Consider the following 22,877-nt stretch of genomic DNA (forward strand, 5'->3'; position numbering starts at 1 on the left):
ATTTCACTGTTGGTGTTCCTATGCAGTGATAGGTGTTTAAATTGTACATTAAGTTTGTTCATTATCTCTTTTATTGACAGCTTAAGATTTAAAGAGAGGTTGGGGAGCAACTCCCAACCTTTAAATGAACATCTTTCAATGCTTAAACTGTTGGTGTAACTTTCATTACTTATATAAATATTTAAAAATTAAAAATGTCAAAATTTAATTTTTAAATATTTATACTGCAAAAATACTTTCATGTTAAGCGTTTCTCAAGTATCGATAACAATAATTTTGATATATCCAAATTTTTTACTACATTTGTATTGCTTTTAAATTAAAATGCAACAAATTTAAAGGTGTATCCATAGAATTGCGTTAAGCAATAGCAACCGAGGTTATCCAACCCACGGTGCTTCAAATCAATTTGATTAGGATGCGGAAATGTTGCAATTACATAATCAAAAAAATGGAGTCACTAAAATTATTCCCATCACATTCTACTTGTTATTGCCCGATTTGCAATAAAAAGTTTCCACGTTCTGAATACCTGAAAGAAAATATCGAAGATAAAAAAACGGAATGGATAGCTAACATAATAACCCACCATCGCCACGAACATATAACTAGTTGGAATAAATGCTGGGATTATGGAGGCAATTCCTATCGTGCAAACTGGTTTTCAGATTATGATACAGAAAAAAGAAAAATTAATGAAAGAGCTAAAAGGCAACTTATTAGAAAAGCCACACACTTTTTAATTGATAATGAAATCGAATTTGAACATTTTAAAAAACTTCAATTCAACTCTATTGAAACACTACATTTATTAAGAAAACAATTACCTGTAATAGAGAACGTTTAAATTTAAACATATTATGACGAACGATTTAGAAAAAACATTATTGATAAAGAAGCTTAAGGAATTTAAAGTATTTACTGAAAATTTAATTAGTAAGCTCGAAACTGCTGAAAACCATAGTCAGCAAGAAATTAAAGATTCACTAGCTGATTTAGAATATCTTAGAGAAAATTTAATATTTGATGTCAAACAACAATATGGTCGTGTTACACCAACCAGTACAGCAGGTGGCTATATTTCTAATGCTTAGTAAATTATGCGGTCAAGTTTTTCAAAGTTTGTCGATTACTGCAAAATTAGCGGTAACACAAACCATCTTCAACAATATCTTGTTATTTGGGATGACAGATATCCAAGCGCCATCAGGAGATGTCTGGCTATGGATTTGACCAAGAGAATTATAAAAGATGGTTTGCATGGTGACCAAGCACCAACTTGTAATATTGAAGATATAAAGAACTTGCTTCAAGGACTAAAATCTGATTTACAACCTGTAATTAAATTTCACAACTCAATTACAAAGGAATCAAAGCCCGTTAAAAAACGGATTAGCAAAAAGAAAAAGGAACAACTAGAAATTGAACAACATTTAAAAGAATTAAATGATGGAATTTATAAAGAATGGGTTAAAAGGGTTGATACCCCTTAAAATTCAATTTTTTCCCTGTGTTCATCAAAAGTTAATTTCAACCTTCTCAAATATGTTTCCGTCTGGCTAAAGGTGGCGTGTCTGCACTGGTCTTTAATTTTATTCTGAATTTCCATCGGAGTTTTTCTCATTTTGCTTAGCACATTAAATAGTTTAATTGCTCCTGTATGCTTCAAAGCATAATGATTGGTGATATTGTACATCTTTGGATATTTGGCTTTAAACACCTCTCTAACATTGTCAAATTGAGTATTCAATGTAACATACTTATATGGATTTTTAGATTGAAATTTCCAGATTAAAAAATCATCTTTTTCAAATCCGTTTGGAAAAATAAATTCAACATATTCTTTTAAGGCATTTAATGCTGGTGTAGGAATATCTATAAAAATAGATTCATTTGCCTTTAGCTTCCTTGCTGACTTAGTGATTTTTGTTGGTAAAATAAACCTCTCATTATCAAAGTCAATCATCGACATTTTTAGTCTCAAAATTTCACGCTTTCTGATAAAACAGTAATGTATTAAATATGAAGTTACTTCAACCACTTTCTGAATATTCTTTGTAATCCTTACCGGAAACTCTACACCGTTTTTAAAACCTTCAAACCAAGTTGATACTTCGTCATTAGTCCAAGGTTCATATAAATCTTCATTTTCATCGTTTTCATCTTGTTCTATTTTCTCAGAATCGTGTTTTATTTTTACATCTTTGGTTGGATTAACCTCAATTAAGTCACGTTCAAGAAGGCTATTGAAAAGCATTCCAACACGTCCTTTTGCAGTCTGACACGTTGTACTACTCCACCTTCCAACACTCCCTAGAGGCATATTAAAATGCTTCTCAATGAAGTTTTTAATATCTAATCTGGTTACAGTCCTTAAATCATCAGCTTTGCCGATTGTAATCAAAAAAGTTTTGAAATTATTTTCCAGCATCGTAGGTACTGATTCAGCAGTTGCTTGTTTTTGTTGGGAAGGATTTATCCAACCTTTATCCCTTTTCAAATATTCTAAAGCAATATCAAAGCTAATTTTTTCATCTTCTATCTTTTGAGCTTCAAGATGTTCTTTTTGAAAAATCTCTTTTAGATCACTTTCCCTATTTTGAGGGTCAACACCCATAGCAACATCAGCAAGAATTAGTTTCATTAGTTTTTCACCTAATGCTTTTCTTTTCTCAAAATTCAATTCCTTTTGAAGTGCAATGTTATAATGAGCTAAACCTGTTTCTTTTCTGGCTTTAGACTTTGTGCCGTCGTTAAACACGACTTTATAATTAACAAACCAACGTTTGTCATCAGTCATATTGAGATATAAATTTTCTACCTTTGAGGGTCTCTTTTGAGAAGCTAATTTTTCCATTTCTTTTCCAATTATTAACTAAAAGCGGTTAAATATAGCAATTAAAGGTGTATATAAGATATAATCAATTAATAATAATTCTAAATATGTCAGCATTAACTCAAGAAAAAGTAATAATTGCCTTCAAAAAATTAGGCGAAAAGCTTACAAACCCTACTGACATACTAGGAAATACAATTTATGGTGCTCAAAGTAGCAACGCATGGTTTACTGAAGAAAATATAAAAAAATCAATTTTATCTTTCTCTGACATGTTAAGCGCAGCTGATGTTGAGGAATGGTTTAAAAATATTCGATTCAGTTCCAATCCAAAAAAAGTAGGCTTAATACTTGCCGGAAATATCCCAATGGTTGGTTTTCACGATGTTTTAGCTGTTTTGTCAACTGGGAACATCGCCTTAATTAAACTTTCTTCTTCTGATGATAAATTGATTAAAGCCATTATTAATATTCTTATTGATATAGAACCAGGCTTTCAGGATAAAATTGAATACGTAGAACGATTAAAGGATTTTGATGCTGTAATTGCAACAGGAAGCAATAATTCATCACGTTATTTTGATTATTACTTCAGTAAAGTTCCAAACATCATCAGAAAAAACCGAAATAGCGTAGCCGTGTTAACGGGTTCGGAAACGAAAGAGCAAATTGCAAATTTAGGTAACGATGTTTTTGATTATTTTGGTTTAGGTTGCAGAAATGTTTCTAAAATTTATTTCCCTAAAGGTTATGATATTGCTAATTTCTACCAGGAAATTGAGCATTTTCTACCCGTTATTAATCATTTTAAATACCAGAATAATTACGATTACAACAAATCAATTTATTTAGTAAATGCTGCAAAACACTTCGATAATGGCTTTTTATTACTTAAAGAAGATGAGCATTTAGCATCGCCTTTGGCTGTTTTATTTTATGAAGAATATGAAAACCTTACAGATGTTGAATCTAAATTAGTGGAGCAAGAAGAAAATATTCAATGCGTAATTACTGGTGCAGATTTACAATTAAAACATTATGATTTTGGAGAAAGTCAGCATCCAAAACTTTGGGATTATGCAGATAATGTAAACACAATAGAGTTTTTAAATGCTTTATAATCTTTTATTTAGCTAACAACATTCATTTCAAATTTTTATTAACATATTGCATTAAAATGCTCCAGATTAATGCTGAAATATATCAAGTCGTTCCTATTATTTTTTTTAATAATTAGTGCTGCAAATGCATTTGCACAACAAGTTTGTACGGGTGCGCTTGGCGACCCAGTTATCAATATAACATTTGGTTCTGGAAATAATTTTGGTCCTGTTGTACCTTCATCTGGTTACACATACGTTGCAGGCACCCCAAATGATGGACAGTACACTGTTGCAAATACAACACGCGGCTTAAATGGCGGATGGTTTGCAATTGATGATCATACTCCGGGAGATGTAAATGGTTACATGATGGTTATAAACGCAGATAATCGCTTAGGTGTTTTCTATCAAACAACTATAACTAATTTGTGTCCGGGAACAACTTATGAATTTGCAGCCTGGATAGTTAACATTTTAAACTACACTTCTACACAAACTAAACCTAACGTAACCTTCACAATCGAAAATCGTGCTGGAGATATCTTAAAAAGCTATAATACAGGGGATATTCCAGAAACAGGCGCTCCCGAATGGAAACAATATGCTACCTTATTTAGAACGCAAAATGAAACAGAGGTTATTTTAAAAATCACAAATAACGGGAATAGAGGCGCAGGCAATGATATTGCACTCGACGATATTACTTTTAGAGCTTGCGGGCCAACATTAACACCCTCTATTAATAATGCATCGGCTAATATTTCTGTTTGCGAAGGAAGTTCAGGCAGCTATGTACTGAGTGCAGGTATTTCAGCTGGGTATTTAGATCCAGCTTTTCAATGGCAAAAATTTGATGGAACAAATTGGATAGATATTTCAGGAGAAAACACCCAACAAACGAATGTAAACTTAACAAATGCACCCAGTGGAATTTTTAGATATCGGTTAACTGCAGCTGAAAGACAAAATATCGGTTCTTTAAATTGTAGGGTTGCTTCTGAGCCATTAGTTATCACCATAAATCCGAAGTTAAATACTGTTGCCAGCAATAATGGCCCGACTTGTATTGGCAGCACAATCCAACTCTCAGCTACAGATGGTACAACTTTTTCATGGACTGGCCCAAATGGTTACACTTCTACCGATAAGAACCCTGTTTTAACAAATGTGCAATTAGCGGCTTCTGGAATCTATACAGTTACTGCTACAAGTAATGGCTGTTCAAGTGTTTCTACAACAGAAGTGAATGTAATAGAACCTATAGAAGTTTCAACAAACTTCAATTCGGTTATCACTTGCGAAAACAAACCTGTACAGTTAGTAGCTTCTGGTGGCCTAACTTATAAATGGTTTCCTGTAGAAGGATTATCAAATGCTAATATTGCAAATCCCATTGCTACTCCAAAAGAAAGTACAATTTACACTGTAACCGTTTCAAACGGAAATTGTTCTGCAACGGCAACGTTAACAGTTAACATTATCAAGAATGCTGTTGCTGATGCCGGAAATGACATGAAAACTTTAGAAGGAAAATCGGTTGTATTAAATGGAAACGTTACTGGAGATAATGTCAGATATTTTTGGACACCTTCAGATTACCTTGACGACCCTACAAAGTTGAATCCAATCGCAACTCCCCCCGTAGACATTACTTACACGCTACATGCAGAATCAAATTCTGGTTGCTTAAGTAGCTCTGATGATGTTTTTGTAAAGGTTTATCCTAAAATAATTATAGCAAATTCTTTTACACCAAACGGTGATGGTATTAATGATACCTGGACAATTCCTGCAATTGATGCCTTTCCTGATGCGAAAATTAAAGTAACGAACAGATATGGAAAACTCGTTTACGAAAACAATGGCATTTATTCGCCTTGGAATGGCAAAACGCAGGGAAAAGATTTACCATCAGCAACATATTATTACACCATTTACCTTAACCAAGATTTTTCAATATTTTCTGGTTGGGTTTTCATTGTTAGATAAAAACAAGCGGCTTCCTTTCGCTTATCATTTTGAAATGCTATTTTTGAACACAATGTATATCCTTAAAGTAAAAGGCATCGCCAAAATTCCCGATTATGTACAGCTAAGAGATGAAAAATTTACTTTGCTGGCCTACTTTAGAGTTGATAGACCTGATAAATCTCTCGATAAATTAGGTTTAGGCGATAAATTAGAATACATAATGGAAATGGTAAAAGATTTACCTTTTGGGCAGATGGCTAAATTAGAAATATAAAATGGCAGGCAACGCAGTAATTCATTTAAATAATGTTGATGTTTTTCAACAGAAACACTTAGTATTATCAAACGTAAATTTACATATAGAAAAGGATGAATTTGTTTTCTTAATTGGGCAAACAGGTTCTGGTAAGAGTAGTTTACTTAAAATTTTATATGGCGATTTACACATCGGAAACGGAAACGGTAATATCGCAGGCTTCGATCTTAAAAATTTAACTGAAAATCAGGTTCCTTTTCTACGCAGAAAATTAGGTGTTGTTTTTCAAGACTTTCAATTATTAACAGATAGAACAATTGAAAAAAACCTAGAGTTTGTGCTTAAAGCAACTGGCTGGAAAGACCAGAATTTAATAAACGAGCGTATAAAAGATGTTTTAGATAAAGTAGGTTTACGTTCTAAAATAAAGAAAATGCCTCACGAAATATCGGGTGGAGAACAACAAAGAATTGTAATTGCAAGAGCTTTACTTAACGATCCGGAAATTATTTTAGCAGATGAACCAACAGGAAATTTAGACCCAGAAACATCTGAAGAAATTGTAACGCTATTAAAGCAAATTAGTCAAAATGGTACTGCTGTTTTAATGGCTACTCACGATTATCACATCATCAGAACTTTTCCATCTAGAATTATTAAATGCGAAAATGGTGTGGTTTTAGAAGATGCTCAAATAGCATAAATTAATTTTAGAATTCAGATTTACGAATTACGATTTACAACGAAAGTTTTAAATTTAGTACGGTGCCAATCTAAAATCGTATATCAAAATTCTTCAATTTCTTGTCAGTCAATCAGCCAATCTGATCAGATAATTACCAATAAATCTGTCAGCTTGGCTGATTTGCGTTAATGGCAAAATAGTTGTGTATTAGTCAAAAAAATTCAGCCTCAAATTATGTTTAATAAGAAGAAAAATAACGATACAGAAGAAAATATAATGAATACTGAAAATACATCAGAAAACACTACATCAGAAAATGTAGAAAATGCTGATGCGCAAGAGAGCACAGAACAGGTAGAAGAGCAAACTGCTGAAGAAAAACTTCAAGGAGAAGTTCAACAACTTAACGATAAATACTTACGCTTATATGCAGAATTCGACAATTATAAACGTCGTACTCAAAAAGAACGCGTAGAGTTATTACAAACTGCAGGTAAAGATGTAATTGTTTCGCTTTTACCTGTTTTAGATGATTTTGACCGTGCCTTAAAAGCTATGGATACCGCAACTGAAGTTGCTCCTGTTAAAGAAGGTATTTTATTGGTTAGCAGCAAATTAAAAAACACTTTAGCGCAAAAAGGCCTTAAAGACGTAGAAAGCATTAATACAGAGTTCAATACAGATTTCCACGAAGCGATTACCAATATTCCTGCACCAACAGAAGATTTAAAAGGAAAAGTAATTGATGAAGTTGAAAAAGGATATACCTTAAACGATTCGGTTATTCGTTTTGCTAAAGTTGTAGTTGGAGCGTAAAAATTAGTAAATGATAAAATGAGTGAGTGATTGAATGTTATCACATTCTCTAATTCAATCATTCAAAATTCAATCATTTTAAAAATAAAAATGAGTAAAAGAGACTATTATGATGTACTTGGCGTATCCAAAAGCGCCTCGGCAGACGAGATAAAGAAAGCTTATCGTAAAATGGCAATTAAGTATCACCCGGATAAAAATCCTGGCGATAAAAGTGCTGAAGATATGTTTAAGGAAGCTGCAGAAGCTTATGAAGTATTAAGTAATGCTGAAAAAAAACAGCGTTATGATCAATTTGGTCATGCTGGTGTAGGCAGCAGCGCATCAGGTGGCTACGGTGGCGGAAATATGAATATGGATGACATATTCAGCCAGTTTGGCGATATCTTTGGCGGCCACAATCCATTTGAAAGTTTCTTCGGTGGCGGTGGTGGCGGAGGCCAACAACGTGGTGGCCGTAGAGTTGCTAAAGGTTCAAATCTTCGTATTAAGGTAAAACTTACATTAGAAGAAATTGCACACGGAGCTGAGAAAAAGATTAAAGTTAACAAGTTAATTTCTTGTAAAACCTGTGATGGTACAGGTGCGAAGGATAAATCTTCCGTTAGCACTTGTGGTACTTGCGGCGGTAGCGGACAAGTTCGCAGAGTAACCAATACCATTTTAGGGCAAATGCAAACGGCTTCTACCTGCCCTACTTGTAACGGTAGCGGTCAGCAAATTACTGCAAAATGTAATGTTTGCCATGGAGATGGAGTTGTACGTGGAGAAGAAACCATTACCATAAATATCCCTGCCGGTGTTAGTGAAGGCATGCAGTTAAGCATGAGCGGAAAAGGTAACGCTGCTCCAAATGGTGGCATACCAGGCGATTTAATTATCCTGATTGAAGAAACCCAACACGAAACTTTAAAACGTGAAGGGAATAATATTGTTTACGATTTGCATTTAAGTTTTGTTGATGCAGCTTTAGGGATGAGCATTGAAGTTCCAACTATTGATGGCAAAGCAAAAATTAAAATCGAACCTGGAACGCAAAGCGGAAAACTATTACGCTTAAAAGGTAAAGGTTTACCAGAGGTAAATTCTTACCACAGAGGTGATGAAATTATTCACATTAATGTTTGGACACCTAAAGCATTAAGCAGTGAAGAAAGAAGTATGTTAGAAAAACTAAGAGATTCTGCAAACTTTAAACCTCAACCAGGTAAAAATGAGAAAAGCTTCTTCGATAGAATGAAAGAATACTTTGAGTAAGATTTACTCATAAAAAAACTAAGAGACTGTAACATAAATTCAAAATATTTGGAGTTTTGTCACGTTGAGCTTGTCGAAACGCCGTTGGCATTTTCTTTAAGTCCTTCGACAAGCTCAGGATGACAAGTGAAGTTTATGATACAGTCTCTTTTTGATTTCTCATATTGGCGATTAGCCATTTAATTTAGTTAGGGTATGTTCGTTATCAAATTCGGCAAAAATAATATTTGAGCCTTTTGTTCCTGTTATTTTATTTCTACCTTCAACTATTTCATAATCTTTTTCCGCTAGATAGTGCTTTAGTGCAAGTTTTTGGTTCACATCAAAGTCTGATATTAACTGATTAAAGACCGTAATAATTCTTTCGCTTTCTTTCTCCGTGTTTTTAGGAACCTCATTATTTTGAACGGTGAAAACCATTGCACCAGCGCCGTAATCTGCAATGTAGTAGCCTGTGGTTTTAAGCAATCCCGATGCCGTTAAACCAATTAAATGTAAATCAATATTCTTTGCTTCGAAACTTCCAATTTTTAAAAAATCAGCATTCTGTTTTTCTCCAAAAGATTTCATTTCGTAAGCATGATTTAAAGAAACATCATCTTTCTCTGCTTCTTCATTCGCCCATGCCCAATTCCACACGTTTGATGTACGAGAAAAAGAACCCAATATTTTGAAAGAAAATTCGACCTGCTCTCCAAAACTTATTTTACCATTCTGCATGTCTAAGCTCCAGCTATTTTCTCCAATCGCATCAGCAATATCCATTTGTTTATCAAATGCTACAGCGCCAAATTTTTCGATTAACTCTTGCTCTAGTTTGCTATATTGAGCGTAATTTATTGCTAAAACTTTCGCCAGGTGTTTTTTCTCCTCTGTTCGGGAGAAAAATTTCTTTAATAAACTAATCCTATCAGGAATTAGATGACTAATTAAAGCACTATAACTTGTACGAAGTGCAATCGCACTTCCATAAGTATTTTGTAGTGCAGCAGCCTCGTCAATATTTTTGAGCTGATGTAACATATTTTATCTGGGATGATTTAATAACCTGGTAATTAATCACTTAATTTGACAACAGGGAATATTTAAAATAAATCATATTAAAGGGATTTAAAAGTCGGAAATTAAAATACGTGACAAAACTGAAAGTTAAAACCCAACAAAAAACCACAAAACACTAACTATCAGTTGATTAAATAAAATTCTAATTTATTTTATTACACAAGTATTTACTCGGTAAATTCAGAAAACTCTAAACCCACAGGTTTTAAACCCATATTGAATTGTACAAAACCATTGTTACAATCGGAATAAATCTCTTTCAAACTGTAACCTTTACTCAATTTTACCGACTAATAGTTAACTAAAACATTTAACTATAATGCTGAGCGTAAAAAATATCGTTAAAAAATATTCCAACCACGTAGCGCTAGATGATGTAAGCCTTAATGTTGAACAGGGAAAGATTTTCGGTTTACTCGGACCAAACGGAGCCGGAAAAACATCGCTAATAAGAATTATTACTCAAATTACTGCTCCAGATAGTGGCGAGGTAATTTTCAATGGTAAAAAACTAAGCTCAAACCACATTAATCAAATTGGCTATTTGCCAGAAGAACGTGGCTTGTATAAGAAGATGGAAATTGGAGAGCAAGTTCTTTACTTATCCAAGCTAAAAGGTTTATCAACAGCCGAAGCTACAAAACGTATTAAATTTTGGTTCGAAAAATTGGATATGGGAAGCTGGTGGAATAAAAAGGTAGAGGATTTAAGTAAAGGAATGCAGCAAAAAGTTCAGTTTGTGGCAACCATTTTGCATAATCCAGAACTTATAATTTTAGATGAACCATTCTCTGGCTTCGACCCTGTAAATGCAGATTTAATCAAAAACGAAATATTAGAATTAAACTCGAAAGGAACAACTTTCATATTCTCCACACATAGAATGGAAAGTGTAGAAGAACTGTGCGATAACATTGCATTGATTGATAAATCTAAGAAGATATTAGATGGTAGTGTAGATGAAATTAAAGCATCGTACAGAAACAATACTTACACAATTGAATTTAGTGGTAGCGAAAATTTCGAGAATAATAACCTGTTTGAGATTCAGGAAAAGCATGAAACCAAAAACGGAACACGTCTGAAATTTAAATTGAAAGATAATTTTACCGCAAACGATGTATTGGGCTTAATGCTTCCAAAAGTTAGCATCACTCATTTAGAAGAAGTAGTACCAAGTATGAACGATATATTTATTGAACGCGTAAAAACTAAACGATGAATAAAACATTACTCATTATAAAAAGAGAATATCTATCAAGAGTTAAAAAGAAATCATTTATTATAATGACTTTCCTAACCCCACTCATTATTGCTGGTTTTTACGGATTGATTATTTATTTTTCTATCAAAGGAATTAATGATAAAACAGATAAAATTGCGGTAGTAAATCAAAATAAAACCTTAACAGAACAGCTCGCATCAAATAAAAATGTAACCTACGAGTATGTTAATCAGCCTTTTGAAAAATTAAAGCAAAACCTTAATAAAAGTGGTTACGATTACATTCTCCTGCTACCCGATTTTAATATTGATGAGCCAAAAGGCATAGAACTTATCGGCAAAAAACAAGCAGGCTTAACACTTGATGGACGAATATCAGATTCGATTGAAGATTTAATTCGCGACTATAAACTTAAGCGCTCAGGTATTTCTCAAAAAGATTTAGATAACCTAAAAAGCAAAATCAATATTAAAACCAAAAAAATAGGAGATAAAGGTGAAGAAGAAAGCAGTAGCGCTGGTGCAAGTACAGTAATTGCTTTCGTTGCAGGTGTGCTTATGTTTATGTTCATTATGCTTTACGGCGTACAAGTAATGCGTGGCGTTATAGAAGAAAAAACCAGTCGAATAATTGAAGTAATGATTTCTTCCGTTAAGCCTTTCCAATTAATGTTAGGCAAAATTATCGGAATTGCATTAGTTGGTTTAACTCAATTTTTACTTTGGATTGTACTTACATTTTCAATATCAGCATTGGCAGTAGGTATTTTTATAAATAAAGATGACGCTAAAAAAATCGTATCAAGCAGTCAGGTTGGTCCAGTAAATCCATCAGCACAACAATTACAAAAAGCGGCCTTAAGCGAAGGCCCGATGGGCAATATTCAAGAGAGTATTCAAAATTTAGAGCTTGGTAAAATTATAAGCATTTTTATATTTTATTTTTTGGGTGGATATCTTTTCTATAGCGCACTTTATGCCGCAATAGGCTCTGCTGTTGATAGTGAAACCGAAACACAGCAGTTTATGATGCCGGTAATGATGCCTTTACTGGTTGGTTATGCTTTATCGTTAAGCGTGGTAACTAACGACCCTTATGGTAGCATTGCATTTTGGCTCTCAATGATTCCGTTTACCTCTCCTATCGCAATGGCTGTACGTTTGCCTTATGGCGTTCCAGCCTGGGAGCTAGCTTTATCTATGGGAATATTAATAGTTGGATTTATCGGCACAGTTTGGTTCGCTGCCAGAATTTATCGTGTTGGTATTTTGATGTACGGAAAAAAAGCAAGCTTTAAAGAGATTTTTAAATGGTTCTGGTATAAAAACTAATGTAAATGTATTTCATGCATGCATCGATTTAAACATACAAGGAATAATTCCAATTTCATTTTAACTTTACAACGCTAAAAACTATTTATTGTGTGAAGAAGGTTATCATTATAGGGGCTACATCTGGTATTGGCGAGCAATTGGCTAAGCAAATGGCAACGCTGAATTATCAGGTAGCTATTACCGGTAAAAGACAGCTGCTATTAAATGATATTGAAAAAAGTAATCCCGAGCAGATTTGTACGTCATGTTTTGATATCAATGACGAAGAAAATCTAATAGATAATTTAAATGAACTAGTTGGCCGCTTAGGAGGTGTAGATATATTTATTTACAGTGCCGGTATTGGTGATGTTAACGAGCAACTAAATAACGTTATTGAGCAAAATACCATCCGTACAAATGTAATGTCGTTTACAAATGTTATTAATTGGGCGTTCGATTACATATCTGCACAAAAACACGGGCAAATTGTTGCCATAACTTCTGTTGCGGGTTTAAGGGGAAATGATGTTGCCCCTGCTTATAATGCATCTAAATCCTATCAAATAAATTACATGGAAGCTCTTTATAGAAAGGTTTACCAAATGAAACTTCCAATCCATATTTTAGATGTTAGGCCTGGCTACGTTGATACCGCAATGGCAAAGGGAGATAAATTGTTCTGGGTTACGCCTGTTGCTAAAGCTGCCAAACAAATTATCGAAGGCATAGAAAATAAAGCCAGTGTAATTTATGTTAGCAAAAGATGGCGGTTATTTGCATGGTTATTTAAAGCAATACCACGATATTTATTCAAAAAAGTATAATATGCGTTTTGCTGTAATCGATTTAGGTACAAATACATTTCATTTAATAATTGCCGAAACTGTAAGCGAAAAGTTCGAGTTGCTTTACAAAACCAATGTACCTGTAAAACTAGGCGAAGGTAGAATAAACGAAAATATCATTATTCCAGCTGCATTTCAAAGAGGTGTAAATGCCTTAAAAGATTTCCGTAAAACGATAGAGGAGTTTAAGGTTGATAAAATACGGGCTACAGCAACTTCTGCAGTTAGAAGTGCAAATAACGGACAAGAATTTGTAAACGCTGTAAAAAAAGAAGCCTTAATTGATATAGAAATTATTACAGGTGATGAAGAAGCAGCACTTATTTACGAAGGCGTAAAACTTAGCGGTGCAATTAAAAATTCATCGTTAATAATGGATATTGGCGGTGGTAGCATTGAGTTTATTCTTTGTGATACAGAAAACTTGATTTGGAAAAAAAGTTACAACATTGGCGCCGCTAGATTGCTACAGCAATTTTTTAAATCAGATCCAATTTCTGATGAGGATAAAAATGCTATTCTTTACCATGTTCAAAGTCAATTAGCAGAATTATTTGAAGTTTGCGAGCAACATCAACCTCAAACATTAATCGGTTCTGCCGGTGCATTTGAAACCTTTGCCGAATTGATTATCACAAAAAACAAACAAGGAAAATCAGTGGACACGCTTAAAACTTACGATTTTAATTACGATGATTATATTTCTACCACGCTCGAAATAATTAACAGTACCCATCAGCAAAGAGCAGAAATGGAAGGAATTATTCCAGTCCGTGTAAATATGATTGTTATCGCCGCTTTGATAACAAATTATGTTATGGGCAGATTAAAAATTACTGAATTAAAATTATCTACTTACGATTTAAAGATGGGCGTATTAGCTTCGATGGCGTAATTCTTATATAAACTTCAGCAATTCGTTGTACAATTTTTCTGTAGGTAATCCCATTACATTGGTATAAGAACCATTAATTTTTTCTACAACAACTAAGCCCCACCAATCTTGTACACCGTAACTACCGGCTTTATCGTAAGGTTGGTAGTTATCAATGTAAAAATCTATTTCTTCTTGATTAACCTTTTTGCACTGCACTTCCGTTCTATCGTAAAATGACAAAATCTTATCTCCTTTAGCAATGGTAACACCTGTGTAAACCTCGTGCTTATTTCCTGATAACTTTGCTAGCATTTCTTGTGCGTGTGCTCTATCTCTTGGTTTACCTAAAATCTCTCCGTTTAGCGCCACAATTGTATCAGCAGTTATTACAACCTCTTGCTCAAACTTAAATGCTTTTGCTTTTTGCTCGGAGATGTAAACTGCAATTTCTTCAGGCTTTAATTCTTCAGGATAACTTTCATCAACATCTTTAAGTTCTACCTTAAAGTTTAAGCCCATAAGCTTTAACAATTCTTGGCGGCGGGGCGATTTTGATGCGAGTATAATCTCTAAGTTTTGAAGCATTTGTAAGTTTTATTAATAAACCGCTAAAATAAGAAAAGCGACCTAAAGCCGCTTTTCTTATTTAATATTTTACAACATTACTATTGACCGCCACCTTGCATACGGGCTTCCATAGCTTTTTTGCGCTCATCTAACCATGCTTTAAATGCAGGTTTTTGTTCAGCAGTTAAAACAGCATCAATTTTGGTATTGGTTTCTTCGTTCATTTTCGTCATTTTCTCTCTCATACCAGACATATCGCCACCTGCTGCCTCTCTTGCTTTTGTCATTTCTGCACCTTGAGCGGTGTAAATTGCTAAAACTTTAGTTTTTTGCTCGTCGCTAAGTTTTAATTTTTCTGCAAGCATATCGGTGCTTCTTTTAGCACGCTCTTCTGGAGTACCACCCATACGACCGCCACCTTGCTGCGCATTTGCATAAGTTATTACAGAAAATAACAAAGCGCAAATCATCATTAATTTTTTCATCTTATTTGTTTTTAGTTGAATTTAGACTTATTGGAGTATTCCGATAACCAAAAGTTTAACCATAAGATGTAACTTAATTGTTGCGAATGATAGAAATCACATATTTCGATTTGTGGAGACACAAACCGATAGGCGTTAAAATAAAATATTAGAAGGATCGAGAATAATTATTTTCCGGAATCTGCTGCAAGCGGATTTGCATCATGCCATTTACCCTGTACCTTCATTACTTTTTCGATAATATCCCGTACAGCAGTTTTACCTCCATTGTATGGAGAAATAAATGTAGAAATTGCTTTGATTTCTTCTACGGCATCAGCCGGGCAGGTTGGCAAACCGACTAATTGCATTACATTTAAATCGGGAATATCATCACCCATATAAAGCACTTCACTGGCAGAAATATTATTATCAATTAGGTATTGATTAAATATTTCAACTTTATTTCCAGCAGCCAGAAAAACGTCTTTTATCCCAAGATTGAAAAAACGCTTAGCCATCGCAATTCCATCACCTCCAGAAATAATACAAAGCTTATAACCTTTCTTTACGGCTAATTGCATTGCATAACCATCTTTAATATTGAAGGTTCTCAGCGATTGCCCATTATCAGTTACCTGAACTGAACCATCGGTTAAAACGCCATCAACATCAAAAATGAATGTGGTAATTTCTTTTAGCTTTTGAAGAAACATATTTGGTTACGGGTTAAAGGTTATGAGTTGCCTGTTTATACGCTTAGACTTGTAACAGACAACTTTTAACAGGTAACTCAGTCTTGGTTATCTCTCCATTCGTAAACCCAAGCAGATTGAATTTGCTCTAAATGCCCTTCGTTGCTTTCTTCGCGGGTTCCTTTGAAATTAGGCAGTGATAATACCCATTCTAATAATTCAGTAAAGCGAATGCGGTAAATTTTAGTTTCGCCAAATTCATCGCCAAACTTTTCGTACAAAGACATTGCAATATCTTCATAATCGTTCCAGTAAAAAGGCAATGCAAATTTATCGTTATTCATGTTTGTTAGATTGAAAAGTTTTAAAGTTTAAATGTTGTAATGTTAGCCGGAATGTTTGAAGATAAGTAACTTACTTTATAATCTTCATCTCCAAAAACTTCGGACTCCGGACTAAAGACTCCAGACTAACTAGTGCCCCATAAATCCAGATTGATCTGGAATTGTAACCTCGATATCGCCATTAATAATAATACATTGGCAACCCAAACGAGAAGTAATTTTAGGGCGAACAGCTCTATCAATAAAATCTTCTTCCTTATCAGAAATTTCTTCAATATTATCCATGCCTTTTGTTACGTAAACATGGCAGGTACTACAACCGCAAACGCCACCACAGTTGTGCTGAAGTTCTATACCGTTATCAAGGCAAACATCTAAAACAGATTCACCAGCAGCAATAGGTAATTCTATTGATTCGTGATCTGCTTCTTCAAAATTTATTTTTAGTTTAAAAATGCTCATAATTAAGTTGCAAAAGTAATAAGCAAAAGCCGCAATTATGCTATTTATGTGTTATTTTAATGCTGTTGCTTAAAGTTTGATAAATGTCCTGCAGCTCTGGCAGGTTGTTAAGCATGTTTAAATGCTTATTTATAGTATTTTGATCATCCCGAACCGCTGGTCCGGTTTGAACATTGATTGGCAAATTAGTCATTACTTTATCTGCCGTTTCAAAAATTAGTGGTCTTAAAATATCGAATTCAAGTTGATTTGAATCTAATATTTTCGCCGCCAAAGCGTATAAATGATTTGGAAAATTACAGGCAAATACAGCTGTTAAATGTAATACCTTGCGCTTTTCGCCATCCAAATTGTAAACCTTATTTGATAGCGTATTCGCTAATTTTTCTAATTTATTTAAATCAGTTTCGTTTTCAGCTTCAATACAGAGCGGAATATTATCAAACGAAACAGACTTGCCCTTTGAAAAAGTTTGCAAAGGATAGAAGACGCCGGATCTTAAACCATGCTTTGATAACACATTAATATCTGTTGTACCAGATGTATGCACCACCAAACCCCTAACGTTTTTCAGCTGAGCGGCAACTTCATCAATTGCATCATCTTTTACCGAAATAATATATAAATCAGCTTTGTTATTTAAATCTGTGTAATTAGAAATCGCCTCGGCGCTCAATTCATTAGCAAGGAGTTTTGCATTATCTAAATTCTGACTGTAGACTTGTATAACATTTTCGCCTTTTGCTTTTAATGCTTTAGCTAAATGAGTGGCTACATTACCAGAACCTAATAATACAACATCCATATTATGCAATTTTAGCTTCTTTTCTTCTTCTGAAAATTGAAAGTAAGAAGCCAATAACCATAACAATTGTTCCGGCCCAATAAAGATTTATAAACGGAAATTCAATGGCTTTAAATACAATCCAATCTTTTGCTTGCTGAGGCTTCTCAAAAACCTGTAGCTCAACCTTTTTCTCATCAGGTAAAACTCTTGTAAAACGGAATTTTAAATCCAGTTCATCAACTTTACGAGCAAAATCAAAAGTATTATTTCCTTTTATTAAGAAAATTGGCTCCGTGTTATAAATCTTTCCGCTTGAGTTAATTTCTAAAGGTAAACCAACTGCAAAATCTCCTTTTGCTAAAGCTAAATCTTTAGCCGCTGGTTTATTGTTTAATCCTTTAACAGTAACAATTCCACTTGATGTATGAATGGTATCGCCTTCTGAAACTTTAATAATACGAGGCGCTTTATAATTTTCATCATCCGAATGACCTTCGTGATCATCGTGAGATTCTTTTTTAATTGCAGCACTTGTAATGTGCGTGTACACATCGTAAGTTAAATAATGTTTCGTATCTGGTGATGCGATTAAACCCATTTTTTCATTGTCCTGAACGTGAGGATGCAAATTAAAATCTTCTTTAACCTTACCTTCTTCATCCAGAACTTTAAAGTTTAAAGTGTAAGTGGTGTTTGGAGCCTGAACCGTATCGCTAACATAAGTTACAGTATATTTGCCCATTTGTTTAGGCTCATTTTTGTATAACATTATGTTTTCTCCTGGTTTTTCTGTTTTCTCAAAATCTTTAACCGGAATAAAATTATTCGAATTAATAGATAATGGTTTGTTGGTTGCAGCAGAAATTAAAGCACCTAAAATTAATAAAGCAAAGCCGATATGTGCTACGGCAGAACCAGCTAATTTAGCCTTACCACCAAAAGCTTGATACAGAATACTTGCATTAGAAAGAATAGCGAATGTACAACTGAATGTTATCAGAATATACATGGTATTAGTATAAATACTTGTTACATAAACCAATGCAGCCGTTATAACCACCGAAAACAAAATTGCAGATATTAAACTACTGTAAAACTTACGAGGATCTGTTCTCTTATATTTTAAATACTGAGAAAAGCCAGAAATCAAAGTAATTAGTACAGCAAATGGAGCTTGCCACTGGTTGTAATATTTAACGGCATCAACTGGAGGAGAAAAGTTAGTGCCAAAAGCCTTATTAAATACAGGAACTGATGTTGAAAATATAACCTGAATACAAGCAATGGTAACAACCAAAGCACCAATAAACATCCAAAACTCACGAGAATAAGTTTCTTCATCTTTAGTTGTAATTGGCAGTTCTTTCCAACGAATTACAATTAAAACAACTGCTAAAATAGCAAAAACAACGTTGTATAAAATCAAGTGGCCAAACATTCCCATATCAGTAAATGAGTGAACTGATGTATCGCCTAAAATTCCGCTTCTGGTTAAGAACGATGCGTAAAGCACTAATAGGAAACTTAAGAATACTAATACAATTGCAGTAAAATAAGCATGACCAGTATTTTTAAAAGCAATCATTACGTGTACGGCGCCAATTAAAGTTAACCAAGGAATTAGGGACGCGTTTTCTACCGGGTCCCAAGCCCAAAAGCCACCAAAGTTTAACGCTTCATATGCCCAGAATGAGCCCATAATAATTCCCGTTCCGAGAATCATAACTGCGAAGAGTGTCCACGGCATTGCAGGCTTAATCCATTCTTTATATCTTTTTTGCCATAAGGCAGCAATTCCATAAGCGAAAGGAACAACCATACTTGCAAAACCCAGAAATAAGGTTGGCGGATGAATAACCATCCAGTAATTTTGCAAAAGTGGATTTAAACCTTTACCATCAGTTATAAATTTAAGGTAATTCTTATAATTTTCGGGATTAGCAAAAAGAACAGGAGCAAATGGTTTTAAGTCAACAGCATCTCTTAATAAAATAAATGGCGAACTTCCAATTCTTTCTCCGAATATTTCAACACCTAATAACATTGAAGTTAAAAACACCTGTGAAAACGCAACAACTGTCATAACCGGACGTTCCCAGGTTTTGGCTTTCCAAATTAGTAAACCACCTAAAAGCGACTGCCAGAATGCCCAGAGCCAAAAGCTACCTTCCTGCCCTTCCCAAAATGCAGAAACGATATAATAAATTGGGAGTTGTTTTGATGAGTGATCGTAAACGTAATTATATTCGTAATAATGACCAAGAATTAAGTAAAAAAGTGTTACACCAATACCGATGATACTGGCCCAATTAATAAAGAAACCAATTCTACCTAGGTTTCTCCAGGAATTATCTTCCAAATTTTTCTCGCGACTGGCATAAAAATATGCGATTGTTGAAAGTAACGATGCACTAAATGCCAACACAATAAAAAACTGTCCGATTTTACCCGGTAACAGGTTTTCGCCTACAAATTGAATATCCATTAAATTAATTATATTTTTTCTCGCCGTATTTCCCTACTGTATCAACCTTACCATCCTGATTAATTTCAACTAAATTATCGTTGTATTTAGATGGGCACTTCATTAAAATTTTCGACGCGTAGAACTTATCACTTTTCATTTTACCGATAAGTACTAATTTTTCAGATTTTTCAAAATCTTGTGGCTTCGTTCCGTTATAAATTACTTCACGAATTTCACCTTTTTCATCCTTCATGTGGAAACCGAAATGGTTAGGATCTTTTACAGCATCATAATAAGTGCCTTTAGCTTTTTCCCAATAACCCATTACGTGTTCTTCTTTACCAGAAGTAGATGCTTCTTTAAAGTTCGAATAAGTATCAGTATTTGCATTTAAGCTAAATAAGATTCCCACTGAAATGGCAATGGTAATCAATCCAATTATTGCACTTTTTTTCATTTTATATGTTGTTGTAAAAGCTGGCAACAAAGATAGAAAAATAGCCTTAGCGAACATTCTTTTACATTTTTCTTGTCTTTATATTGACAATTAACTGATGATTTGTAGGATTAAAAATCAATAATCAGAATTATTTATAATAGTTCTAAAGAAATGGTTGAATTATAATCAAACCGCATAAAAATTCAGGCGTAAATTATTAAGTTTGAAGTTTCAAAAAACATTCCCATTAATTACATCCCGAAAAACAAAAATTTTAGTAGAAGCCTGCAGGTTTTAAATCAATATTACTTAATAGAATTTGGTAAAAAATATAAGTTGGGTATCTGGTACAAATAATTGTTTTAAAATGATGTTTATACCAATTAATAATCTTGATATATTTAAAACCATAAACCCGAACAACCATTTTATATGCTTCATGATAATCTAATCTTAATTCTCATATTACTTCTTGGCGTAACCATATTGGTAATGGTTGGACAGAAAATAAAAATTTCTTATCCAATATTTCTGGTAATTGCTGGTTTGCTCATAGGTTTTATTCCCGGAATGCCTCACCTTAAAATAGACCCGAACATTGTTTTCCTATTGTTCTTACCGCCTCTACTTTATGAAGCAGCCTGGTTTACATCCTGGAAAGCTTTTTGGGAGTATAAAGGTGCCATTTTTTTAATGGCAGTTGGCTTGGTTTTTATTACTTCTGTTGCGGTAGCTTATGCTTCAGTTGCTTTTATACCTGGTTTTACGCTGGCTTTAGGATTTTTATTAGGTGGAATTATTTCTCCTCCCGATGCCGTTGCAGCCGCTGCCGTTTTGAAAGGTTTGAAAATACCTAAAACCATAACTGCGCTTTTAGAGGGCGAAAGTCTGGTGAATGATGCTTCCAGTTTAATTGTATTCAAATTTGCGCTTGCTACAGTTGTAACCGGAACTTTTGTATTACACGATGCTGCTGTAAGCTTTGTTACTGTTGCTGGTTTGGGCATCATAATTGGTTTAGCCATTGGAGGTATATTTTATGCCATACATAGATGGTTACCAACCAATGAGAATATTGATACGGTTTTAACCCTGCTTACCCCCTATTTCATGTACATTGTTGCAGAGCATTTTGAAGCTTCGGGTGTAATGGCGGTTGTATCAGGCGGTTTATTACTTTCAAGCCAATCTCATGTTATACTCACATCTAACTCAAGAATAAAAACAGTTTCGGTTTGGTCTGCATTAGTATTTATGCTTAACGGGGTAGTTTTTATATTAATTGGTTTGGCTTTGCCAGATATTGTAAATGGTTTAGGTCCCGATTATCCAATTTTAAGAGCCATTGGTTACGGTGTTGGTATAAGTATTCTTGCTTTAGTTGTTCGTATGATTTGGTTGGTATCTACTGCACGAATTACCCAGTTATTTAATAAAAAAACCAGAGAACGTTATAAGGACATGACCTGGCATTCGTTCGTAGTTATTATTTATGCTGGTATGCGGGGCGTGGTTTCGCTGGCCGCCGCACTTTCTATTCCAGTAATGATTTCAGAACAGATTCCTTTTCCATTAAGAAATTTAATTTTGTTCATCACTTTTGTGGTTATCTTCGTTACGCTGGTTATCCAAGGGTTAACATTGCCATTAGTTATCAAACTTTTGAACATACCCGAAGCCGAAAGCAAACTTTCTGAACAAGAACAAACCAGTCAAATAAAGCTAAAACTAATCGACCTTTCTTTAGACAAGCTAAATGCAGCGTATCAGCATCAATGTACGCATAATGAGCTAATGGTTAACTTGAAGGCTGAGCTACAGCATTCTTTTATTGAAAAAAGAGATACTTTAAATGCGTTTAAGAAAGGTGAAATTGATAATCGAGATTTAAAGGCATATCATGAAATTATGATTGACCTGATTGCAGTTCAGAGAGATGAACTTCACCGTCTTAAAAGTGACAAAAACTATGATGATGAAGTGATTAGAAAAGAAGAATGGAGGCTTGATTTAGAAGAATTAAGTATAACCTCAGCTGATTAAAGTGGTTAGTTTGAATCAACTGCTGGCGACACTCATGTGTCGAGTGTGGGAGTTTATAATTTCACAATTGACAGGTTAATCTGCATTTTGAGGCGGTCGTCATTGCGAGGAGGCTTTTTCAGCCGACGAAGCAATCTCATTCGAGATATTGTTTTGGCAAAAGAGATTGCTTCGTGCCTCGCAATGACGACCGCCTATACTGGATTTGCTAAACTGGCTGTTGTTTTTAAACCCGATTGATGTGGAAATACTTTTGATGCAGGTCTTCGACAAGCTCAGACTGACATTGACAAAAGATTGGAACGAAAGCGGGGCCAGCCCTATCCTACAAAACACAGAACCCTACATTTTCTAAATAAA

24 protein-coding genes are annotated in these 22,877 nt (G+C 34.2%); 14 read left to right on the top strand and 10 right to left on the bottom strand.

What is annotated here, in order from left to right; translation table 11 throughout:
* Positions 1–451 precede the first annotated feature (451 nt).
* The 3 genes from ACO05K_RS10265 (at position 452) to ACO05K_RS10275 (ending at position 1,493) form a co-directional block, all read left to right on the top strand.
* The gene (locus tag ACO05K_RS10265) at positions 452–847 is read left to right on the top strand and encodes a hypothetical protein (RefSeq protein WP_421944351.1); all 396 of its coding nucleotides are present in this window, start codon (positions 452–454) and stop codon (positions 845–847) included.
* 13 nt (positions 848–860) lie between these two features.
* A complete protein-coding gene (locus tag ACO05K_RS10270) occupies positions 861–1,094 on the top strand; it encodes a hypothetical protein (RefSeq protein ID WP_421944352.1) in 234 nt (77 codons plus the stop codon).
* Between the two features lie 129 nt (positions 1,095–1,223).
* Positions 1,224–1,493 (top strand): hypothetical protein, encoded by a 270-nt coding sequence (locus ACO05K_RS10275; RefSeq protein WP_421944353.1) that lies wholly within the window; start codon positions 1,224–1,226, stop codon positions 1,491–1,493.
* Here ACO05K_RS10275 and ACO05K_RS10280 read toward each other — a convergent pair.
* Positions 1,490–2,857: a hypothetical protein gene (locus ACO05K_RS10280; protein WP_421944354.1), complete on the bottom strand. Its 1,368-nt coding sequence runs from the start codon at positions 2,855–2,857 to the stop codon at positions 1,490–1,492. The two genes, ACO05K_RS10275 and ACO05K_RS10280, sit on opposite strands and share 4 nt — an antisense overlap.
* Before the next feature lie 86 nt (positions 2,858–2,943).
* Between ACO05K_RS10280 and ACO05K_RS10285 the strand changes: the two genes are divergently transcribed.
* The 6 genes from ACO05K_RS10285 to dnaJ all read left to right on the top strand — a co-directional run bounded on the left by ACO05K_RS10285 (position 2,944) and on the right by dnaJ (position 8,924).
* Positions 2,944–3,957 carry an acyl-CoA reductase gene (locus tag ACO05K_RS10285; protein WP_421944355.1) on the top strand — a complete coding sequence of 338 codons (1,014 nt, stop codon included), beginning with the start codon at positions 2,944–2,946 and terminating at the stop codon, positions 3,955–3,957.
* A 69-nt stretch (positions 3,958–4,026) separates the two neighbouring features.
* Positions 4,027–5,928, top strand: coding sequence for a T9SS type B sorting domain-containing protein (locus ACO05K_RS10290; RefSeq protein ID WP_421944356.1), 1,902 nt, complete (start codon positions 4,027–4,029; stop codon positions 5,926–5,928).
* A gap of 52 nt (positions 5,929–5,980) precedes the next feature.
* Positions 5,981–6,184: a fructose-6-phosphate aldolase gene (locus tag ACO05K_RS10295; protein WP_421944357.1), complete on the top strand. Its 204-nt coding sequence runs from the start codon at positions 5,981–5,983 to the stop codon at positions 6,182–6,184.
* Between the two features lies 1 nt (position 6,185).
* On the top strand, positions 6,186–6,869 hold the full coding sequence (locus ACO05K_RS10300) for a cell division ATP-binding protein FtsE (protein ID WP_290243847.1): 684 nt from the start codon (positions 6,186–6,188) through the stop codon (positions 6,867–6,869).
* A gap of 216 nt (positions 6,870–7,085) precedes the next feature.
* Complete coding sequence (locus ACO05K_RS10305) at positions 7,086–7,667, top strand: nucleotide exchange factor GrpE (RefSeq protein ID WP_421944358.1); 582 nt, start codon at positions 7,086–7,088, stop codon at positions 7,665–7,667.
* Positions 7,668–7,757: 90 nt separating this feature from the next.
* A complete protein-coding gene (gene dnaJ, locus ACO05K_RS10310) occupies positions 7,758–8,924 on the top strand; it encodes a molecular chaperone DnaJ (RefSeq protein WP_421944359.1) in 1,167 nt (388 codons plus the stop codon).
* 171 nt (positions 8,925–9,095) lie between these two features.
* Here dnaJ and ACO05K_RS10315 read toward each other — a convergent pair whose 3' ends face one another.
* On the bottom strand, positions 9,096–9,947 hold the full coding sequence (locus ACO05K_RS10315; protein WP_421944360.1) for a DUF6882 domain-containing protein: 852 nt from the start codon (positions 9,945–9,947) through the stop codon (positions 9,096–9,098).
* 358 nt (positions 9,948–10,305) lie between these two features.
* On the opposite strand from ACO05K_RS10315, the gene ACO05K_RS10320 reads away from it, so the two are divergent.
* From ACO05K_RS10320 to ACO05K_RS10335, 4 genes are all read left to right on the top strand, one after another.
* A complete protein-coding gene (locus ACO05K_RS10320) occupies positions 10,306–11,208 on the top strand; it encodes an ABC transporter ATP-binding protein (protein WP_421944361.1) in 903 nt (300 codons plus the stop codon).
* Positions 11,205–12,542 (top strand): ABC transporter permease, encoded by a 1,338-nt coding sequence (locus ACO05K_RS10325; protein ID WP_421944362.1) that lies wholly within the window; start codon positions 11,205–11,207, stop codon positions 12,540–12,542. The genes ACO05K_RS10320 and ACO05K_RS10325 overlap by 4 nt, the downstream gene beginning before the upstream one ends.
* A 92-nt stretch (positions 12,543–12,634) precedes the next feature.
* Entirely contained in the window at positions 12,635–13,351 is a 717-nt protein-coding gene (locus ACO05K_RS10330; protein ID WP_421944363.1) for an SDR family NAD(P)-dependent oxidoreductase, read from the top strand.
* The gene (locus ACO05K_RS10335; RefSeq protein ID WP_421944364.1) at positions 13,278–14,267 is read left to right on the top strand and encodes an exopolyphosphatase; all 990 of its coding nucleotides are present in this window, start codon (positions 13,278–13,280) and stop codon (positions 14,265–14,267) included. The genes ACO05K_RS10330 and ACO05K_RS10335 overlap by 74 nt, the downstream gene beginning before the upstream one ends.
* 3 nt (positions 14,268–14,270) lie before the next feature.
* Here the strand turns inward: ACO05K_RS10335 and ACO05K_RS10340 are convergent, their stop codons facing one another.
* From ACO05K_RS10340 to ACO05K_RS10375, 8 genes are all read right to left on the bottom strand, one after another.
* Entirely contained in the window at positions 14,271–14,834 is a 564-nt protein-coding gene (locus tag ACO05K_RS10340) for a Maf family protein (protein ID WP_421944365.1), read from the bottom strand.
* Positions 14,835–14,914: 80 nt separating this feature from the next.
* On the bottom strand, positions 14,915–15,301 hold the full coding sequence (locus ACO05K_RS10345) for a hypothetical protein (RefSeq protein ID WP_421944366.1): 387 nt from the start codon (positions 15,299–15,301) through the stop codon (positions 14,915–14,917).
* Between the two features lie 167 nt (positions 15,302–15,468).
* Complete coding sequence (locus tag ACO05K_RS10350; protein ID WP_421944367.1) at positions 15,469–15,996, bottom strand: KdsC family phosphatase; 528 nt, start codon at positions 15,994–15,996, stop codon at positions 15,469–15,471.
* 77 nt (positions 15,997–16,073) lie between these two features.
* Positions 16,074–16,319 (bottom strand): Fe-S cluster assembly protein IscX, encoded by a 246-nt coding sequence (iscX, locus tag ACO05K_RS10355; protein ID WP_231465537.1) that lies wholly within the window; start codon positions 16,317–16,319, stop codon positions 16,074–16,076.
* 129 nt (positions 16,320–16,448) lie between these two features.
* Positions 16,449–16,781, bottom strand: coding sequence for a 2Fe-2S iron-sulfur cluster-binding protein (locus ACO05K_RS10360; protein ID WP_421944368.1), 333 nt, complete (start codon positions 16,779–16,781; stop codon positions 16,449–16,451).
* A gap of 40 nt (positions 16,782–16,821) precedes the next feature.
* A complete protein-coding gene (locus tag ACO05K_RS10365; protein ID WP_421944369.1) occupies positions 16,822–17,586 on the bottom strand; it encodes a Rossmann-like and DUF2520 domain-containing protein in 765 nt (254 codons plus the stop codon).
* 1 nt (position 17,587) lies between these two features.
* On the bottom strand, positions 17,588–20,053 hold the full coding sequence (locus ACO05K_RS10370; protein ID WP_421944370.1) for a heme lyase CcmF/NrfE family subunit: 2,466 nt from the start codon (positions 20,051–20,053) through the stop codon (positions 17,588–17,590).
* Positions 20,054–20,057: 4 nt separating this feature from the next.
* A complete protein-coding gene (locus tag ACO05K_RS10375) occupies positions 20,058–20,492 on the bottom strand; it encodes a cytochrome c maturation protein CcmE (RefSeq protein WP_421944371.1) in 435 nt (144 codons plus the stop codon).
* 414 nt (positions 20,493–20,906) lie between these two features.
* Between ACO05K_RS10375 and ACO05K_RS10380 the strand changes: the two genes are divergently transcribed.
* Positions 20,907–22,517, top strand: a complete 1,611-nt coding sequence (locus ACO05K_RS10380; protein WP_421944372.1) for a Na+/H+ antiporter — start codon at positions 20,907–20,909, stop codon at positions 22,515–22,517.
* Positions 22,518–22,877: the final 360 nt, after the last annotated feature.

The organism is Pedobacter sp. (genome assembly GCF_965227205.1).
In the GTDB taxonomy this organism is placed as follows: domain Bacteria; phylum Bacteroidota; class Bacteroidia; order Sphingobacteriales; family Sphingobacteriaceae; genus Pedobacter.

What these genes read in the sequence shown, in the direction of transcription:
- ACO05K_RS10265 (WP_421944351.1), top strand. Translation starts at nt 452, where the DNA reads ATGGAGTCACTAAAATTATTCCCATCACATTCTACTTGTTATTGCCCG.
- ACO05K_RS10270 (WP_421944352.1), top strand. Translation starts at nt 861, where the DNA reads ATGACGAACGATTTAGAAAAAACATTATTGATAAAGAAGCTTAAGGAA.
- ACO05K_RS10275 (WP_421944353.1), top strand. Translation starts at nt 1,224, where the DNA reads ATGGATTTGACCAAGAGAATTATAAAAGATGGTTTGCATGGTGACCAA.
- ACO05K_RS10280 (WP_421944354.1), bottom strand. Translation starts at nt 2,857, where the DNA reads ATGGAAAAATTAGCTTCTCAAAAGAGACCCTCAAAGGTAGAAAATTTA.
- ACO05K_RS10285 (WP_421944355.1), top strand. Translation starts at nt 2,944, where the DNA reads ATGTCAGCATTAACTCAAGAAAAAGTAATAATTGCCTTCAAAAAATTA.
- ACO05K_RS10290 (WP_421944356.1), top strand. Translation starts at nt 4,027, where the DNA reads ATGCTGAAATATATCAAGTCGTTCCTATTATTTTTTTTAATAATTAGT.
- ACO05K_RS10295 (WP_421944357.1), top strand. Translation starts at nt 5,981, where the DNA reads ATGTATATCCTTAAAGTAAAAGGCATCGCCAAAATTCCCGATTATGTA.
- ACO05K_RS10300 (WP_290243847.1), top strand. Translation starts at nt 6,186, where the DNA reads ATGGCAGGCAACGCAGTAATTCATTTAAATAATGTTGATGTTTTTCAA.
- ACO05K_RS10305 (WP_421944358.1), top strand. Translation starts at nt 7,086, where the DNA reads ATGTTTAATAAGAAGAAAAATAACGATACAGAAGAAAATATAATGAAT.
- dnaJ (WP_421944359.1), top strand. Translation starts at nt 7,758, where the DNA reads ATGAGTAAAAGAGACTATTATGATGTACTTGGCGTATCCAAAAGCGCC.
- ACO05K_RS10315 (WP_421944360.1), bottom strand. Translation starts at nt 9,947, where the DNA reads ATGTTACATCAGCTCAAAAATATTGACGAGGCTGCTGCACTACAAAAT.
- ACO05K_RS10320 (WP_421944361.1), top strand. Translation starts at nt 10,306, where the DNA reads ATGCTGAGCGTAAAAAATATCGTTAAAAAATATTCCAACCACGTAGCG.
- ACO05K_RS10325 (WP_421944362.1), top strand. Translation starts at nt 11,205, where the DNA reads ATGAATAAAACATTACTCATTATAAAAAGAGAATATCTATCAAGAGTT.
- ACO05K_RS10335 (WP_421944364.1), top strand. Translation starts at nt 13,278, where the DNA reads ATGTTAGCAAAAGATGGCGGTTATTTGCATGGTTATTTAAAGCAATAC.
- ACO05K_RS10340 (WP_421944365.1), bottom strand. Translation starts at nt 14,834, where the DNA reads ATGCTTCAAAACTTAGAGATTATACTCGCATCAAAATCGCCCCGCCGC.
- ACO05K_RS10345 (WP_421944366.1), bottom strand. Translation starts at nt 15,301, where the DNA reads ATGAAAAAATTAATGATGATTTGCGCTTTGTTATTTTCTGTAATAACT.
- ACO05K_RS10350 (WP_421944367.1), bottom strand. Translation starts at nt 15,996, where the DNA reads ATGTTTCTTCAAAAGCTAAAAGAAATTACCACATTCATTTTTGATGTT.
- iscX (WP_231465537.1), bottom strand. Translation starts at nt 16,319, where the DNA reads ATGAATAACGATAAATTTGCATTGCCTTTTTACTGGAACGATTATGAA.
- ACO05K_RS10360 (WP_421944368.1), bottom strand. Translation starts at nt 16,781, where the DNA reads ATGAGCATTTTTAAACTAAAAATAAATTTTGAAGAAGCAGATCACGAA.
- ACO05K_RS10365 (WP_421944369.1), bottom strand. Translation starts at nt 17,586, where the DNA reads ATGGATGTTGTATTATTAGGTTCTGGTAATGTAGCCACTCATTTAGCT.
- ACO05K_RS10370 (WP_421944370.1), bottom strand. Translation starts at nt 20,053, where the DNA reads ATGGATATTCAATTTGTAGGCGAAAACCTGTTACCGGGTAAAATCGGA.
- ACO05K_RS10375 (WP_421944371.1), bottom strand. Translation starts at nt 20,492, where the DNA reads ATGAAAAAAAGTGCAATAATTGGATTGATTACCATTGCCATTTCAGTG.
- ACO05K_RS10380 (WP_421944372.1), top strand. Translation starts at nt 20,907, where the DNA reads ATGCTTCATGATAATCTAATCTTAATTCTCATATTACTTCTTGGCGTA.